This window comes from Lysinibacillus macroides, from assembly GCF_001281525.1.
GTDB classification, from domain to species: Bacteria; Bacillota; Bacilli; order Bacillales_A; family Planococcaceae; genus Lysinibacillus; species Lysinibacillus macroides.
Map to the genome: position 1 here is coordinate 862,893 of NZ_LGCI01000005.1, position 17,466 is coordinate 880,358.

Here is a 17,466-nt window from a genome sequence, read left to right on the forward strand (position 1 = left end):
GGTTTTGCAGTAGCTCCCCTTGTTACCTTGTGTATGCAAATATTTGAGCAGAACGTAGGCGATCAGCGCCGCAAACAGCTGGTTGAACACGGCGTTTTCTGTCGTGCCGAAGAGAGCCGGCACATTCAAATTCTGCTTCACCCAGCGGAAGAATGACTCAATCGCCCAGCGTGATTTGTACATTTCAGCTACTTCTTCCGCGGTTACACCCATCAGGCTGGTGATCACGCTGATCGTTTTTCCTTTATAATCGGTAAACTGCACGATACGATGCCGGTTTTTCGTTTGTTTCTGCGGCGTGCCCAGTGTGCAAGTGAAGTCAGCGGTCACGTTGGATCCTTCTGGACGGCTGCCCTGAAGTGATTTCTTTCGGTTGAAATGGATATTGTCCTTTAAACGAAAGACAAAATCCTGGTCACTTTTGAGATACCGGTCTACTTTATCAATCGAAAAGTACGCCCGGTCGCCAACCAAAATAAATCGTTCGTCTTCCAGCTCTTTTCCGATCGGACCATCATGTTTTAATCCCGTCGTCTCCACCACATGAAGCGGCATGCCGGTTTCATTCGAAAAGCCAACATGCAGCTTGATGCCTGCCCGCTCTCCATGATAGAGCGCCCAAGGCAACCGGGTTTTTCCGACGGTGATGGTCGTCGAATCAATCGACAGAAGGGCTTTCGGGAGTTTGATCTTGCGGCGGGCCGCGCGGTTCAGTTTGCCGATCACCACTTCCAGCACACGCTTCATGATCGCGTAATCCTGTCCTTTGAGATGCTTGGAAAGAGACGAGTGATCGACGGGTGTCAGTCCGATATGTTCACCGACATCCGCTGCGTGGCGCAAGCTTTTCCATTCATTCGCAGCTGAATGGATCAGATAGGAAAGAATCACGGAGACCGTGCATTTACGGGCTTTTTCTTCGTACTGAAACTCCTCCAGAATCTCTTGGAGTTCTTCTTTGGAAAGAAATTTTTGAATCAATGTCTCGAGCGTGGTATTCTTATTCATGAGAGATGACCTCGTTTCGTAAATGTTGGTTTGGACACTTACATTTTACGAGAGGCATCTCTTTTTTTCATGTATTAAGCTGGTAGTAGTTGGTTAATCAACACGCGTGATATTTTACATCAGATGTGAAAGCAAAGGCACAGCAGCTTGCTAAATTACTTGCTGTCGCGTTAGATGAACCTCTAATTGGAATTTTATTGTTCAAAGAGGGCAGTGCTGAATTAGCTCCTTTAATTTATGTGCCGTCTTTAAATAGTATGGTATGGGAACGTGGCTGTGGTTCAGGAACTGCTACAATCGGTGCATATTTGGCATGGAAAAATAAACAAATTATTAAGGAAGAAATTAAGCAGCCTGGTGGTACGATTCAAGTATTGGCACGTTACACAGAAACGCAAAAAGAGGTAAAAATCAAAGGAACCGTTGAAATTGTAGCGCAGGGGAAGGCATATATTGAGCTGTAAGAAAAGGAGTGAAATAATTGCTAAAAGTCGATGAATTTGTAACACATTTACAATTTTTTGTAGAAAAATTTACCGAGTTGATAGGATATGATGATGTTCAAACACTTCATTATGATGTTGAGTTGGAACGGGTAATAGATCAATATTCAGCTTTTATCGTAGACCGATGCAATGAGAGAGCGTGGGGAAATTTAGAATTTTCGCCTATGGTTTATCAGTTGGTTGAGGAGCTACGACAAAAATCAGCTTATAGTGTAACAATTATGGAAAAAATAAGAGCTTTTCGATTGCTACAGCACAAGGAGGAGATGACTAATTATTTCCAAAATATTGAGAGCTGTATCCATAGGGAGTTTAGTCATTTTGTAGTTACACGGCATTCAAAGGTGTTACTCGTTGGATCAGGTTCCTTCCCTATGACACCATTGCTGATTGCGAAACAAACAGGTGCACAAGTGATTGGTATTGATATTGATGAGGAGGCAGTACGGCTGGGACGGCAAGTAGTGGAGAAAGTAGATGGTGAGCTCAATATACAAATTGATCATTGCTCGGTAGAGGAGCTTAGCGCAATCCATGATATTACTCATATTATTTTCAGCTCCACAGTCAGTTGCAAGTATGCTATTTTAGGGCAATTATATGAGTTAACAAATGATGATGTTGTAGTGGCAATGCGATATGGTAATGGTTTAAAGTCATTATTTAATTATCCAATGGAAAAAGTAGATCCTGCAAAATGGCATTTAGTAGAACAAATCGCCAACCCACAACAAATTTTCGATATTGCTTTATACAAAAAGGCATACAGAAAAGGAGAATAGAGAATATGACTTGCTTTAAACGAGTATTAATAGTGGGAACAGGGCCTACATCGATGCAGTTGGCAGTGAACTTTAAAAATAACTTAAATTGTGAGATTGGTATAGTTGGAAGAGTGTCTAATCGTTCAAAATTAGTATATGAAGCGATTCGACATAATGATTTAACAGTGAACGTGCATATTCAAAATAAGCAGCATCATGCGGTAGAAGGTACTAGCAAACTCGACTATCTTTTTGAAGGCTATTCTACAGTAAAGGGTAAATGGGACACAATTATTTTGTCTGTCACGGCAGATGCTTATACATCGGTTTTAGCCCAAATAGATCAAGAAGTATTAAACAAGGTGACAGCAATTCTTTTAATTTCACCAACATTTGGTTCAAATTGTTTAGTCGCAAGTTATTTAAAGGAAATCAACCCTTCTGTAGAAGTGATTAGTTTTTCTACATATTTTGGTGATACGAGATGGCTGCAAGGAGAACCAAGCCATGAGGTAGTAACAACAGGGGTTAAGAAAAAGGTATATATAGGGTCATCATTAGCACAATCTGAGCGATTAGCCATACTAGAAGAATTATATCAACAGCTACACATTCAATTGACAGTGATGGATTCGCCATTAGAGGCTGAAACAAGAAATATCTCTCTATATGTCCATCCACCGTTATTTATGAATCACTTTTCGTTACAGACAATATTTGATGATACAACTACTCAAAAATATGTCTATAAATTATATCCAGAAGGTCCCATTACCCAGGAAATGATTCATCATTTACGCAATCATTGGCAAGAAATTATGGATATTATAGGGGAATTACGAATAAAGCCCCTTAACATTTTACAATTTATGGTTGATGATAACTATCCATTACGTCCAGAAAGTATTGCTCGTCAGGATATTGAAGGTTTTTAGCAATTACCACCTATTCATCAAGAATATTTATTATATGTTCGTTATGCCTCCTTGTTAATTGATCCTTTTTCACAGCCAGATAGTAATGGAAGATACTTTGATTTCTCAGCAGTGCCTATTCGAAAAATCTTTATGAATCGCGAAGGACTTTTAGATATCCCTCGTATGCCAAAAGAAGATTATTATCGACTAAAAATTATTCAAGGTATTGCAAAAGCGGTACAGGTAGAGTGTCCAACGATAGATCATTTTATTCAAATCTATGAGGAAAAACTACGAACAATAACGTCTTCTACGATTCATGCATTATTATCAGATGCATTTACTGTCCAAACGTTTTCTGTAGATATTGAGATGATTTGTCATGAATTACAAGTAAATAGTTTAGAAGTTCATACTTCTCCGAATTGATGTATATTTTTTTAGTATCGTGTTTACATTTTAAATAATTTATGGTTAAAAATAGTTGGTAAAATCTGGGTTTTTATAGTAAAAGGTTTTTTGGGATTAAGTTGATAGCATTGGTTTTTACTGCTTTTTTCAGATGATAGCTTTGATATTGGGCTTTTTACGATGAGGTTTATGTATAAAGAAGAAATGTTTTAAAAGGATGGACCAAAAGGAATTTAACCAGGATAAGCCCCAAACTATTAGATGAAACTCTTGTAAGTAGTGTTTCGTAATGGTTCGGGGTTTTAGTTTATATTGTTTTAATCGTTATCCAGCTTTCTTAATGGACAAATTAGTGAGGTTCCCGCTTCATTTCGAATAATTATGCAGGATTTTTTTCCGGAAGAAAGCCAGTAAGTTGCGAATTCTTATGATATAATGGCGTTTTTCGTGTATAATAGCGAAAGACAAGAAGTTGGAAGGATGAAGTACAGATGACGAAACCAGTAGTAGCCATCGTAGGTCGTCCGAACGTAGGTAAGTCGACGATTTTTAATCGTATCGTTGGAGAACGCGTTTCGATTGTGGAAGATATCCCAGGCGTAACACGTGACCGTATTTATAGTTCGGCAGAGTGGTTAACACATGATTTTAATATTATTGATACAGGTGGCATTGAAATTGGAGACGAACCGTTTTTAGAGCAAATTCGTCAACAAGCCGAAATTGCCATTGACGAAGCAGACGTTATTATTTTTATGACAAATGGTCGTGAAGGGGTAACGGCAGCAGATGAACAAGTGGCTAAAATTTTATACAAAACCAAAAAACCCGTTGTATTAGCGGTTAATAAAATTGATAATCCAGATATGCGTGAAATGATTTATGACTTTTATGCACTTGGCTTTGGTGAGCCTTGGCCAATTTCTGGCTCGCACGGTTTAGGTTTAGGAGATTTATTGGACGAGTGTGCAAAGCATTTTCCGAAAGAAGATGAAGAACAGTACGGCGAGGATGTTATTAAATTCTCTTTAATTGGTCGTCCAAATGTTGGGAAATCCTCATTGGTCAATGCCTTCTTAGGGCAAGATCGTGTAATTGTCAGCAATATTGCAGGGACAACGCGCGATGCGATTGATACACCCTATGAATATGATGATCAGGAATATGTCATTATTGATACAGCTGGTATGCGTAAAAAGGGCAAGGTGTATGAGTCTACTGAAAAATACTCCGTATTGCGTGCTTTACGTGCTATTGAACGCTCAGACGTTGTCTTAGTGGTACTAAATGCAGAAGAGGGCATTCAAGAGCAGGATAAAAAAATTGCAGGCTATGCACATGAGGCTGGTAAAGCAGTTGTGATCGTTGTAAATAAATGGGATGCTATTGAAAAAGACGAAAAAACAATGAATGTCTTTACACAGCAAATTCGTGAGCATTTCCTATTTTTGGATTATGCGCCGATTATTTTTGTATCCGCTAATACAAAACAGCGCGTGCATCAAATCTTACCAATTATCCAACGTGTCAGTGAAAATCATGCAATGCGTATTCAGTCTTCTATTTTAAATGAAGTGATTGAGGATTCCGTAGCACGTAATCCTGCGCCAAGCGATAAGGGTCGCCGTTTACGTATTTACTATGCTACGCAGGTTGCGATTAAGCCACCAACATTTGTTGTTTTTGTTAATGAACCTGAGCTAATGCACTTCTCATATGAACGTTTCTTAGAAAACCGTATTCGTGAAACATTTGATTTTGAAGGAACGCCGATTCGTTTAATTACACGGGCTCGTGCGTAAGAGAACCGCATACACATACAATACGCCAATCTGACAGATTTGTTAGATGGCGTCTTTTTACAAAAAAAGCGATTGTAGACAACCCAATAAGGGAGGATTTTTGGATGGAAAAAGTTTGTGTGCTAGGGGCAGGCTCATGGGGAACTGCTCTTGCGATGGTATTAGCAGAAAATGGTCATGATACACTTGTATGGACACATCGAGCTGAGCAGGCAGAGGAAATAAATAGCCTGCATACAAATAAAAAATATTTGCCAGATACGGTACTGCCCACAAATTTGCATGCGACAAGTGATATCGCAAAAGCAGCAGCACATGCAGAAACGATTGTTATCGCTGTACCAACAAAGGCTATTCGAGAAGTTTGTGAGAAATTGACAGTTGAATTAACTAGAAAAGTGTTGTTTGTCCATGTTTCTAAAGGAATTGAGCCTGATTCTTTAAAGCGAATATCTGAAATTTTAGCAGAGAGCTTACCACCTGAGTATGTTGAAGAAATTGTCGTGCTTTCAGGGCCAAGTCATGCGGAGGAAGTTGTGTTACATCACCCTACAACCGTTACAGCAGCCTGTGCCAATATAGATGCTGCTGAAAAGGTACAGGATTTATTTATGAATCAATTTTTCCGTGTTTATACAAATGAAGATGTGATTGGCGTAGAAATAGGGGGCGCATTGAAAAATGTTATCGCTTTAGCCGCAGGGATTACAGATGGCTTGAATTATGGTGATAATGCGAAAGCGGCACTAATTACGCGAGGTCTTGCAGAGATTTCTCGTTTGGGTGTAAAAATGGGGGGGAATCCATTTACTTTCTCAGGGCTTACGGGCATGGGGGATTTAATTGTAACGTGTACAAGTGTTCACTCTCGAAACTGGCGCGCAGGTCATATGCTTGGACAAGGCATGAAGCTAGAGGAAGTTCTTGAACAGATGGGCATGGTCGTGGAAGGTGTTCGCACAACGAAGGCAGCCTATCAATTAGCCCAAAAGTACAATGTGGCAATGCCTATCTCCACAGAGCTTTATAGTGTGCTCTTTAATGATGTAGAGCCAAAGGTGGCTGTTGATGCATTGATGATGCGTATGAAAAAACGAGAAATAGATGATATGAAGCATTGATCATAAATTTTTGATTAAGCTTGTCATAAAACGGACATAAATAAGGTGTCTCAGGGAATGTACTGAGACGCCTTATTATGTGTTGCTCGTTGATAGACCTTAAAGGGTTGTCCATTTCTCGACAGTTAGAGGACAGCTATTTCTTTTTAGCAAAGGCACATAGTATAATATACTTTGATTGTGTCTGGACATGGAAGGAAAGGTGGTTATCTGAGATGGGGCCGTTAGCGCATATGCCTGCACTAGATGTGATGTGGGTATCATTCTATTGCATTGGCTTTATGATTATATCAGTCGGCTTGATTTATTTAGGTCGACATAAGATTTCAAATGTAGTTTTACGAACAATTGTCAATTTATGTGCATACATACTGTTTGGTCTTGGCACATTTTTAATGGTACTAGTAGTTGCCACGTGGCCAGCATAAAAAATAATGAGGTGTCAGTTAACATGAAAAAACTTAGGGCTATCCTGTTGGTATGTGCAACCGCCATCCTGTTAGTAGGATGTGCATACCCAGAAGACGAAAAACGAGCAAAGGTAACGCCTGATGTTGACCAACTTGCAGCCGTTCAGCGTGCCGTTGATGAATACCGCGAAGCCACTGGCGGGCTTGTGCCAATTAAAAATAGTGAAGTAGATACAGATATTTATATTAAATATTTAATTGATTTTGAGAAACTTATGCCGAAGTATTTGACAACGATTCCTGGCAATGCCTATGAAAAGGGTGGGATTTATCAATATATTATTTGGGACCCGGAAAATGAGGCAACGGTTAAATTAGTAGACTTAAATGCAGCAGAGCGTATGCGTGAAATAGGTATTCGTAAGCTCTCTACGAAATATTTGCCTATAAAGGGTGCGGCAGCAGACAATGTTTATCAAATTAATTATCAAGAATTAGGATATAAAACAGATGTTACGGTAAAAAGCCCCTATTCTGGTGTTGAATTACCGATCTTTATGACAGGTGATGGTGAGCTACACGTAGACTATGCTGTAGATTTAGGACAGCTATTAAAAGAAGAGAAGCCAGAAGTAAAGCCTGGTGATGATATTCGTCAGTTACTTGTCGATAAATATCCTGTAGTGCCTGCCTATTCTGTGCCATATACAGTTGATGAGAATGGTGAACCGATATATGATATGGATACTTATAATGCAGATGTTCAAAAGGTGAAGGAGCGTCAGCAGCAAGAGGCAGAAACAGAAACAAAGAAAGAATAGCAGGCAAGCTCCTTACATTTGTGAGGGGCTTTTTCATATTTGTCTACAGGCTCGCATATAGTGAAAAAGCGTAGATAAAGGAGGCAGAAACCTTGAGTGAAGCAGTATTTAGAGAAATTGCAGAGCGCACAAATGGCGATGTTTATATTGGTGTTGTCGGTCCAGTACGTGTAGGTAAATCAACATTTGTAAAAAAGGTAATGGAAGCGGTTGTGTTACCAAATATTGTGGATGAAACGGAAAGAATGCGAGCACAAGATGAGTTGCCACAAAGTTCACCAGGGCCAGTGATTATGACTGCTGAGCCGAAGTTTGTGCCTGCCCAAGCAACTCGTATTGTGGTCGGAGAAGATGAAATGCCATTCCAAATTCGTTTAGCAGATTGTGTTGGTTATATTATTGATGGGACAAAGGGCTATGAGGATGAAAACGGGCCAAAATACGTTCATACACCTTGGCATACAGAGCCCATTCCTTTCCAGGAAGCTGCTAAAATTGGCACAGATAAAGTAATTCGTGACCATGCCAATATAGGTATTGTTGTGACGACAGACGGTACCGTAAATGGTATTAGTCGCCGTGCTGCTGAGAAGGCAGAAGAAGAAATTGTGGCACAGTTAAAGGACATTGGTAAGCCATTTGTTATATTGCTGAATTGCCAAATGCCAGCGAGAGAAGAGACGGTTCAGCTTCGTAATGAATTATTTGAACGTTATAATGTGCCTGTTATTGCCATTTCTATTGATCAAATGAGAGCATCTGATATTCAATATATTTTGCAAGAGGCATTATTTGAATTTCCGATTCGTACAATCGAAGTGGAGAAACCCGATTGGCTAGACGTTTTAGATGCTACACATCCATTGAATGTGGCGTTGATTGATTCGATGGAAGAAGTGCTGTCTTCTGTGATGAAAATTCGAGATGTTCAACAAGCATCAGATGCCTTTAAAGCCATTGATTTTATCGACCAAAGTGAAGTAGTGGATGTGGATGCTGGAGTGGGAACGGCTGTGATTCGGGTATCCTTACAGGGAGAATTATACAAATCGGTTTGCAATGAATGGCTAGAGGAGCCGATTGAAACGAAAAAAGATTGGCTGCTCTTTATCAAAGAGGCGGCAGAGGCAAAGGAGGCGCAAAAACGCTTTAAAAATGCAATTCATGATGCCGATACCACAGGCTATGGCGTGACATTGCCAATGATGCAGGAATTTGAGCCAACAGCCCCAGAGCTCATTAAACAGAATAATTTCTTTGGTGTACGCATGAAGGCAAAAGCACCATCTTATCATATTATTCGCGTTGATATGGAGTCAGAATTTGCGCCATTGATTGGCTCTGAATTCCATAGCCAGCAGCTGCTCAAAGACTTAAATCATGCGTATTTACATGATCGCGATGCATTATGGAATACACAGCTTTTTGGTACGCCATTACATGAAGTGTTAAAAGAGGGTATTCGTTATAAAATGGATGCAGTTCCACCTACTGCGAAAAAACGTATGCGTCAAACCATTGAACGTATGGTCAATGAAGGAGATCGCGGGCTAGTGACATTTATTTTATAGGGCTACCAGTCAAAAAAGGGTACAGGACTTTTCGTTTTTATGCGAAAAGTCCTGTTATTTTTGTTTTTGGGGTGAAAAACTGGTTTTTTGGTTATAATCATGTATGAATACAGTTGCGTAGCGGTTTTCTATGTGTTACTCTTTTTACAGAATTGGTTCATGACCCTTTGAGAGGAGGTGAATGGTGTGAATAAAACAGAATTAGTAAACTCTGTTGCTGAAGCTGCAGGTCTTTCTAAAAAAGACGCTTCTAAAGCAGTTGAAGCTGTATTTGATACAATTCAAGATGCTCTTGCAAAGGGTGACAAAGTACAATTAATCGGTTTTGGTAATTTTGAGGTGCGTGAGCGTGCGGCTCGTAAAGGACGTAACCCTCAGTCTGGTGAAGAAATCGAAATCGCTGCTAGCAAGGTGCCTGCTTTCAAACCAGGTAAAGCACTTAAAGACGCGGTAAAATAATACACGTCTAGTAGTTACATAGAGCAGTCTTCATGTAAACGAACATGGAGACTGCTCTTTTTAACGTAATAATAGATTTTACATAAAAATAAAGGATCGACACTACAACATATATTGGCAATGAAATAAACGATCTATGCAGTAAAGAGAAGAGGAGCAACACCCACAGGAAAAGTAGCGTTTTTTTAATGAAAGTGAAGTCCTCTCTGCCAAAAATGCGAATACGTTTCGGTGAAGAACTAAAATAAACATGAAATTTGCTGATTCAAATATGAATTTCTATGGAAATAGGTAAGTCATTTTGCGCTTGCCTTTTGGATATGCTACGATGCATAAGGAAATGTGTAATGTTTCGATACGCAGGAGGGTTTTTACAGATGTCAAATATTGATTTATTGAAAATAGAAGAAGCAGTAAAAATGATTTTAGAAGCGGTAGGTGAGGATATAAATCGGGAAGGTTTATTGGATACACCAAAACGCGTAGCAAAAATGTATGCAGAAATGTTTAGTGGCCTGCATGAGGATGCTAAAGATTATTTTAAAACGGTATTCCATGAGGATCATGAAGAATTAGTGCTTGTCAAAGATATTCCTTTTTATTCGATGTGTGAGCATCATCTAGTACCTTTCTATGGCAAAGCACATGTTGCATACATACCAAATGACGGCGTTGTTGCTGGGCTCAGTAAATTAGGTCGTGCTGTTGAAACGATTGCCCGCAGACCACAGCTACAAGAGCGTATTACCTCTTCAGTAGCGGAAACAATTATGGAGATGCTTGCGCCAAAAGGTGTTTATGTTGTGATCGAGGCTGAGCATATGTGTATGACGATGCGTGGATTAAAAAAACCTGGTTCAAAGACGGTGACATCTGTTGCACGTGGTATTTATGAGGAAGATGAAGTGAAACGTAGAGAAGTGCTGTCATTTATTCAAATGTCTTAAATTGTATGTCTAATTATGTTATGATGAAGTAAGAATTTGTCGGATTTAAGGAGTGTACAAGGATGTCACAAGATTATATTGTTATTCAAGCAGAAGAAGATGGTGTACATGTTATTGGTTTAACGCGTGGAACTGATACAAAGTTCCATCATTCAGAAAAACTAGATACCGGCGAAGTTATGATAGCTCAATTTACTGAACATACGTCTGCGATGAAAATTCGTGGGAAAGCACAAATTCACACAGCGCATGGTTTGATTCATAGTGAAGCAAAAAAATAATGACGATAGTTTATGCAACGGAGCTGGTTCCTTGTATGGACGTATATATAGATTAGATGTGCAAAACTGAGGTTATAGTTTTAAGGGCAGTTGGCATTCCTGCATCCAGTTATGGGGAAAGCCGTACTGCCTATCCTATTGTGAAGAAAGCAAAAATTTTTTATGTCGAATCGTTGCGTATGCTATAATGACTCAGTAAGCAAACGTTAAGCCTTTGCTAGGGGAAACGTATTTGAAAGTGAAATGGAGTAAGGTCTATGAATGCAACATACATTCAAAATTCAATTACACAGTTAAAAACAGAGATTTTCATGGATGTTCGTCATAGAACTTTGCAAAAATATACAGGCGTGCCTGTGCTAGATGAAAATCAATTGTTTTATTTGTTAATCCCATTTTTGAACGGTGAAGAGTGGCAACAAGAGCAACAAGAGGCGGCCGTTACGGTTGGTATTGTGTATGCAGCATTAACAGCACACGATCATATCAAAGAATTAGATGCTACATCGAAAGAACAGCAGCTAACTGTTTTAGCTGGAGATTTTTATAGTGGTCGTTACTATGAGATATTAGCAATGTCTGGCAATGTTGCATTAATTCGTAACTTATCGCAAGGAATTGCCGCACGCTGTGAACATCAAATTAGAGTATACGAAGCAAGCCAACGAACAGTCGAGCAATGGTACACTTCGATGAGCAATATTGAATCGGGATTAATTGCTCAATTTTTCGATTTATATGCTTTTCATAACTATATACCGCTTATCGAAAAGAGCTTATTAATTTTGCGTTTGGAAAGAGAATGGATAGCCTATCAACAGGGGCAAATGTCCTTGATGGGCAAGGCACTTGAAGCAAGCGTTCAACGAATTGGTGCAACCTTTACAAGCGTCATTCAGGAGAAAATTATACAGTTAAAAACAGAGCTATCACAGATGATTGGTAGTGCATCATTTTTACAAAGTGATATGAAACAGGCTTTACGTGCACATGTAGAGGCATCCATTGCGTCTACTAATGGATAAGAGGGGTTTTTCAAAATGGCTAAAACAAAAGAAGAACATGTTCACGAAGTATTTGAAAGTATTTCGGATAACTACGATAAAATGAATGGTGTCATTAGCTTCCAGATGCATGTTGGCTGGCGCAACGATACGATGAAGCGCATGGCTGTAAAACCTGGAACAAAGGCACTTGATGTATGCTGTGGAACAGCAGATTGGACGATCACATTGGCGGAAGCAGTTGGTGAAAATGGAGAGGTCAAGGGGCTGGATTTTAGTCAAAATATGTTGAAGGTTGGCGCACAAAAAGTAGAGCCATATCCACAAATTGAACTGATCCATGGCAATGCAATGGAATTACCTTTCCCAGACAATACATTTGATTATGTAACGATTGGTTTTGGCCTTCGTAATGTACCAGATTATTTACAAGTCTTAAAGGAGATGCATCGAGTGGTAAAGCCAGGTGGTATGGTTGTTTGCTTGGAAACATCCCAATCAGAAATTCCTGGTTACCGTCAACTGTTCCGTTTTTATTTTAAATATATAATGCCGATATTTGGTAAACTATTTGCAAAAAGTTATAAGGAGTATTCTTGGTTGCAAGAATCTGCAAATGATTTCCCAGGTATGAAAAAGTTAGCAGCATTGTTTGAGCAGGCAGGATTAGAAAAAGTAACGTACAAACCATACAGTGGCGGGGCTGCGGCAATGCATATGGGCTTTAAAAAGGTACGTTAATGGGGGAAGGTTTTCACACGTGGAAAAGATGAAGTTAAAACTACTCTATTCCGATTTGAAATCAGATATCGATATCATTGAACAAGAGTTAGAACAAGCGGTGGACTCATCTTCATATTTGATCAACGATGCTTCCCTTCATTTATTACAAGCTGGTGGCAAACGGATACGGCCAATTTTTGTATTGTTAGGTGCGAAATTTGGCAACTATGATATTGAAAAGATGAAGGATGTCGCAGTGCCTTTAGAGCTCATTCATATGGCATCTCTTGTGCATGATGATGTGATTGATGATTCCAATATGCGACGGGGACGCCCAACGGTCAAATCACAGTGGAATAACAGAGTAGCTATGTACACGGGCGATTTTATTTTTGCACGTGCTCTGGAATATATTACAAAGTTAGAGGACCCACTTGTACATCAAATTTTAGCGCGTACGATGGTAGAGATTTGTAACGGTGAAGTCATTCAAATTGAGGATAAATTTAGATTAGATCAAGGTCTAAAAGATTATTTTAGAAGAATCAAACGCAAAACAGCATTACTTATTTCCTCAAGCTGTGAGCTAGGGGCTGTAGCAGCAGGCGTAGATGCGAAAACAGTGCGACATTTAAAACGCTTTGGCTATTTTGTAGGCATGAGCTTTCAAATTATCGATGATGTTTTAGATATTATGGCAACTGATAAGGAGCTAGGGAAACCAGCAGGTAGTGATTTATTGCAGGGCAATATTACCCTACCGATTTTATTGTTAAAAGATGATCCAGAACTACAACCATACTTAGTAAAGGTATTTGCAGGGACATTAACAGAATTGGAACGTCAAAATATGTTGCAATATGTGCGTAAATCTCATGCAATTGAGCAAGCTAATCGTATGAGTGATAAATATTTGAAAAAAGCCTTACAGGAAATTGATGCTTTACCAAAACATCCCGTTAAGAAAAAACTACGTGATGTTGCATTGTTTATGGGGAAGCGCAAATTCTAGCTTTTTGTTGTACAAAGGCTCATTTTTTGTTAATATTTATCGGTAGGTGAAAAACCTGTTAGACGAATTTAAGGAGTGTTTTAAACATGGCAATTGAAAAAACTTTTTTAATGGTTAAGCCAGATGGCGTGGAACGTCAAGTAGTAGGAGACATCGTTGACCGTTTCGAACGTCGCGGTTTTATCATGAAAGGTGCTAAATTAATGGTAATTCCTAAAGAATTAGCAGAAAAGCACTATGCTGAGCATGCGGAGCGTCCATTCTTCGGTGAATTAGTTGATTTCATCACTTCTGGTCCTGTATTCGCTATGGTATGGGAAGGCGAGAACGTAATCAAGCTTGCTCGTACGATGATGGGTGCAACGAAACCTGAAGAATCTAACCCAGGTACAATCCGTGGTGACTACGCAACAACTGTTTCTCACAACATCATCCACGGTTCTGACTCTCTTGCATCTGCAGAGCGCGAAATCGGCTTATTCTTCGGTGAAGATTTAGTTTAATTTCGAATCTAAGAAGCGTAGCGAAAATAACTACGAATAGAACTCAATAAAAAAATCATCTATTTTTCCGATGTAACTTTTACCTTCTAACAAAAAATGTTAGGGGGTTTTTTATTTGTCAAAATCATTCAATAAAGTTAACACAAACATTGATTTAAGCTTATTGACTATCAAAACTGAAAAAGAACCAAAGAAAGAAATGGTGACAAAAATCAATAACTCAATAGTTAAAATGGATACGTTTGATGAATTGGACAACAGAAATATAACCATTAAACACGCCATACAAATTTTAAATCAACAATGGCGACTAAACGGATTAAGACCAAGGACAATTGATAGTTACAACTATAATTTTAAGCGATTTGTTGAAGTTACTAAAGTTGAATATCTCCATGAAATAAACAATGAAAAAATTTATCAATATTTATCAAGTTTCAAAAATGCAAAGGACACATCTCTACATGGTCGTTTAAAGCAAATTAAAGCCGTTTTAAGCAAGTGTCACGATAATGGTTGGTATAACTCAAAGTTTTGGACAAACATCAAAATAAAAGTAAATACAAGCGTTAAGGAAGCTACTACGGAAAGTGAACTGGCACTCTTGTTATCACTTTTGGATAAATCAACGTATTCGGGATTACGTGATAGTATAGCGATTTTACTTTTATACAAAACAGGTATTCGAATTAAAACATTGGGAGCTTTAAGAGAACAGAATATTGATTTTGAAAATATGCTTTTGAAGTTACAGGGAGAGATAATGAAATCGCATAGACCATTGATTCTCCCTTTAGATGATGAAATGTGTACTTTATTAAGAGAGCTAATTTCAATAAATGATGATGTTAGGAAAGAACATAGAGAAAAGAATGATTATATCTTTCTTTCAAACATAGGCGTACCAATCTCAAATACAGTTTCACCGTCCAATTTAATTGCAAAAAATTTATGGGTATACAGTAACAAGTGGAATTTAAAGAACATTAATCCTCATTCTATTAGAAGGTTGTATGCTCATAATTTGGTGAAACGTGGGGCGGATATAAACTTAGTATCTCATGCTTTAGCGCATTCTGACTTATCGACAACTACGAGATATTTGGGGTTAGATGTTGATACAGTAGCAAAGAATTTACGTGATTTTTTATAACATATACTTCTTCTCAGAGTTAGTTTAAAGCGATAGCGAAAAGCTTATATTTGCCCCGCTTCCAGAACTACTTGTATATGTGTCTAAACGAGATGAAAAATAGGGCTACTATTGATAGCCCTATTCCTTGGTTTATTTATTTTTCCTATTATTTTGGATTTTCAGTAGCTCATCAATTTGTTTTAACACAAATTCTTGATACTCAGGATTTAACTCTTTGAAAATTGTCATAGCCATTTCAAATTTAGTATCAGCAGGGCTTTTAAACATCTCACCTTCACCAGTATTTAGCCAATTTTCATTCACATTGAAAGTGATACAAATCAATCTGATGATGCGGTCATTTACCTTTCGATGCTCTAATTCAATGCCTGCTATATGACTATTGGATATTGAAATAGCTTTAGCAAATTTGGCTTGCGATAAATTCAGTTCAGTTCGTACTTGTTTAACACGTTGATTGACAGTAATAGACAATAGATATCACCTCGTTAGTATTCAAAATATCATATATCCACTCACATTGAAAGTAAATATAAATAAAATGCAGTTGAATTACTCTCTATGTAATTATATAATACTCTCATAAGGTGTGAATAAGGAGGGGTTTCATGGAAAACGAAGACCAATACAAGCAACTAGAGTCCAGCTTTAAAAGGTTAGATGAAGAAGGAAAGCGTTATATACTTGGTATTTTACAGGCACTAGAGTTTGCCCAATCGAATCAAGTTGTGGGTGTAACCAAGCCTAAGAAAAAAGATGGCGAGAAAGAAGATTGATAGTACATATACAGCTATATGAGTGTTTATCTTAATTGAAGCAGATCATAGGGTTTTCAATAATGAAAATTACAGGAGGGGAATAATGTTAAAAAAATTAGGAGTTCTATTATTACTAGGTACGACATTAACAGGGTGTGAAGGGGCGACTATTGATGAAGATAGTAATATTATCGAGGTTGACGAGAAAGAAAATGATTCTACAGTTGTGCCAGAAGGTGAAAGAGAAGGTAAGGCGAATACTGAAACCATTGATACAATAACACAAACAGCTATAGATAATAATAGTGTCGATTATACATTAAGTTATATAGATTTTATGAAAGAAGTAACAGAATCTATTCTTGTCAATGCAGAAACAATTACTCAAATGAGTAAGAGTATCAGTGCGAATCCGCAAATTATCAACGATAGTGAATTTAGAACTACTGTTAGTGAATTAGTGGATGTAATGGATAAGACCCATCTAAGTGTTGTAGATATCACACCACCAGATATGCTTAGTACGTATCATTCACTAATGTTAGGCTCACTAGAAGAATATAGTAAAGGTGCAAAGCTGTTTGGGGATGGTATCTTAAATGGTAAATCAGAACTAGTTGGTGAATCCTTAGAAAACTTTGTTATAGCTATAAAACTCTATAATGAAGCGTCCAACGAACTAGTTAGAGTTTCTGAATAATAACTTTTATAATCTAGTTGAGTTAATTTCATAATTCTAATCCCTTTAATATCAAGGGCTAAAATTAAATAAAAATGAGGCACCTCCCCAAATTCGGTATAATGGTAGCGACTAAACAACCCACCGAAAAGGAATGATGCCTCATGACTATTGTAAAACAAATGAGCCTATTTGACATCCGTGAATTATTGAAAATGGAAAGTTCTCGTCGTTTTGATGCTATTTTAGCCACTTTCGATGTGCAGCCAATCTTTCAACTATTTCGAAAGAAGACGATGCGTGGTGCTCCACGAGAATTAAACTACGGTGCGATGATTCAATCATTGATGATCCGCATTGTCGAGCGTATCCCTACCGTTAAAGATTTGGTCAATCGATTAACGCATGATTTCGTCTTTCGCTTAGATTGTGGCTTTTTAGTTTCGGACACGGTGCCATCTGAAGCCTCGTATTCACGTATGGTCGACGTGATTAGTCAATCAGATGTCTTAGATCGCATGCACGATGAACTTATTCAAGCTGCCTTTACAGAAGGTTTTCTTGAAGAGGAACACCTTAGTTTTGATGCAACACATTTTGAAGCGAGAGATGC

Annotated in this window: 20 protein-coding genes and 1 pseudogene; 19 read left to right on the top strand and 2 right to left on the bottom strand. The window is 38.3% G+C overall.

The features are described 5' to 3' along the window. Positions 1 to 1,008 (bottom strand): IS4 family transposase (locus tag ADM90_RS07055; protein WP_053994915.1); only part of this gene is annotated, 1,008 nt, incomplete at its 3' end. A 125-nt stretch (positions 1,009 to 1,133) separates the two neighbouring features. On the opposite strand from ADM90_RS07055, the gene ADM90_RS07060 reads away from it, so the two are divergent. From ADM90_RS07060 to ADM90_RS07135, 16 genes and pseudogenes are all read left to right on the top strand, one after another. Further along, positions 1,134 to 1,472 (top strand): diaminopimelate epimerase, encoded by a 339-nt coding sequence (locus ADM90_RS07060; protein WP_053994307.1) that lies wholly within the window; start codon positions 1,134 to 1,136, stop codon positions 1,470 to 1,472. Between the two features lie 17 nt (positions 1,473 to 1,489). After that, positions 1,490 to 2,296: a methyltransferase domain-containing protein gene (locus ADM90_RS07065; RefSeq protein ID WP_053994308.1), complete on the top strand. Its 807-nt coding sequence runs from the start codon at positions 1,490 to 1,492 to the stop codon at positions 2,294 to 2,296. A gap of 5 nt (positions 2,297 to 2,301) precedes the next feature. Then, positions 2,302 to 3,624: pseudogene (locus ADM90_RS07070) on the top strand (opine metallophore biosynthesis dehydrogenase). A gap of 473 nt (positions 3,625 to 4,097) precedes the next feature. Then, complete coding sequence (gene der, locus ADM90_RS07075; RefSeq protein WP_053994309.1) at positions 4,098 to 5,408, top strand: ribosome biogenesis GTPase Der; 1,311 nt, start codon at positions 4,098 to 4,100, stop codon at positions 5,406 to 5,408. 104 nt (positions 5,409 to 5,512) lie between these two features. Further along, positions 5,513 to 6,529 carry an NAD(P)H-dependent glycerol-3-phosphate dehydrogenase gene (locus ADM90_RS07080; RefSeq protein WP_053994310.1) on the top strand — a complete coding sequence of 339 codons (1,017 nt, stop codon included), beginning with the start codon at positions 5,513 to 5,515 and terminating at the stop codon, positions 6,527 to 6,529. A 215-nt stretch (positions 6,530 to 6,744) separates the two neighbouring features. Beyond that, positions 6,745 to 6,957, top strand: a complete 213-nt coding sequence (locus tag ADM90_RS07085) for a DUF2768 domain-containing protein (protein WP_083448478.1) — start codon at positions 6,745 to 6,747, stop codon at positions 6,955 to 6,957. Between the two features lie 23 nt (positions 6,958 to 6,980). Next, positions 6,981 to 7,760 (top strand): hypothetical protein, encoded by a 780-nt coding sequence (locus ADM90_RS07090; RefSeq protein WP_053994311.1) that lies wholly within the window; start codon positions 6,981 to 6,983, stop codon positions 7,758 to 7,760. A 92-nt stretch (positions 7,761 to 7,852) separates the two neighbouring features. Beyond that, entirely contained in the window at positions 7,853 to 9,331 is a 1,479-nt protein-coding gene (gene spoIVA, locus ADM90_RS07095) for a stage IV sporulation protein A (RefSeq protein ID WP_053994312.1), read from the top strand. 186 nt (positions 9,332 to 9,517) lie between these two features. Continuing rightward, a complete protein-coding gene (locus ADM90_RS07100) occupies positions 9,518 to 9,790 on the top strand; it encodes an HU family DNA-binding protein (protein WP_053994313.1) in 273 nt (90 codons plus the stop codon). Between the two features lie 377 nt (positions 9,791 to 10,167). Beyond that, positions 10,168 to 10,737, top strand: a complete 570-nt coding sequence (folE, locus tag ADM90_RS07105; RefSeq protein WP_053994314.1) for a GTP cyclohydrolase I FolE — start codon at positions 10,168 to 10,170, stop codon at positions 10,735 to 10,737. Between the two features lie 62 nt (positions 10,738 to 10,799). Then, positions 10,800 to 11,018, top strand: a complete 219-nt coding sequence (gene mtrB / locus ADM90_RS07110; protein WP_053994315.1) for a trp RNA-binding attenuation protein MtrB — start codon at positions 10,800 to 10,802, stop codon at positions 11,016 to 11,018. A gap of 257 nt (positions 11,019 to 11,275) precedes the next feature. Continuing rightward, a complete protein-coding gene (locus ADM90_RS07115; protein WP_053994316.1) occupies positions 11,276 to 12,043 on the top strand; it encodes a heptaprenyl diphosphate synthase component 1 in 768 nt (255 codons plus the stop codon). Positions 12,044 to 12,058: 15 nt separating this feature from the next. Next, positions 12,059 to 12,763, top strand: coding sequence for a demethylmenaquinone methyltransferase (locus tag ADM90_RS07120; RefSeq protein ID WP_053994317.1), 705 nt, complete (start codon positions 12,059 to 12,061; stop codon positions 12,761 to 12,763). A 19-nt stretch (positions 12,764 to 12,782) separates the two neighbouring features. Beyond that, a complete protein-coding gene (gene hepT / locus ADM90_RS07125; RefSeq protein WP_053994318.1) occupies positions 12,783 to 13,757 on the top strand; it encodes a heptaprenyl diphosphate synthase component II in 975 nt (324 codons plus the stop codon). 86 nt (positions 13,758 to 13,843) lie between these two features. Continuing rightward, positions 13,844 to 14,260, top strand: coding sequence for a nucleoside-diphosphate kinase (gene ndk / locus ADM90_RS07130; RefSeq protein ID WP_053994319.1), 417 nt, complete (start codon positions 13,844 to 13,846; stop codon positions 14,258 to 14,260). A gap of 115 nt (positions 14,261 to 14,375) precedes the next feature. Next, positions 14,376 to 15,413 carry a tyrosine-type recombinase/integrase gene (locus ADM90_RS07135; protein ID WP_053994320.1) on the top strand — a complete coding sequence of 346 codons (1,038 nt, stop codon included), beginning with the start codon at positions 14,376 to 14,378 and terminating at the stop codon, positions 15,411 to 15,413. Positions 15,414 to 15,545: 132 nt separating this feature from the next. Here ADM90_RS07135 and ADM90_RS07140 read toward each other — a convergent pair whose 3' ends face one another. Next, on the bottom strand, positions 15,546 to 15,890 hold the full coding sequence (locus ADM90_RS07140) for a helix-turn-helix transcriptional regulator (RefSeq protein WP_053994321.1): 345 nt from the start codon (positions 15,888 to 15,890) through the stop codon (positions 15,546 to 15,548). Between the two features lie 134 nt (positions 15,891 to 16,024). On the opposite strand from ADM90_RS07140, the gene ADM90_RS24455 reads away from it, so the two are divergent. The 3 genes from ADM90_RS24455 to ADM90_RS24460 all read left to right on the top strand — a co-directional run. Continuing rightward, complete coding sequence (locus ADM90_RS24455; protein ID WP_161804059.1) at positions 16,025 to 16,192, top strand: hypothetical protein; 168 nt, start codon at positions 16,025 to 16,027, stop codon at positions 16,190 to 16,192. Between the two features lie 85 nt (positions 16,193 to 16,277). Further along, complete coding sequence (locus ADM90_RS07145) at positions 16,278 to 16,874, top strand: hypothetical protein (protein ID WP_053994322.1); 597 nt, start codon at positions 16,278 to 16,280, stop codon at positions 16,872 to 16,874. Positions 16,875 to 17,017: 143 nt separating this feature from the next. Continuing rightward, a partial coding sequence (locus ADM90_RS24460) for a transposase (RefSeq protein ID WP_327037012.1) occupies positions 17,018 to 17,466 on the top strand: 449 nt, incomplete at its 3' end.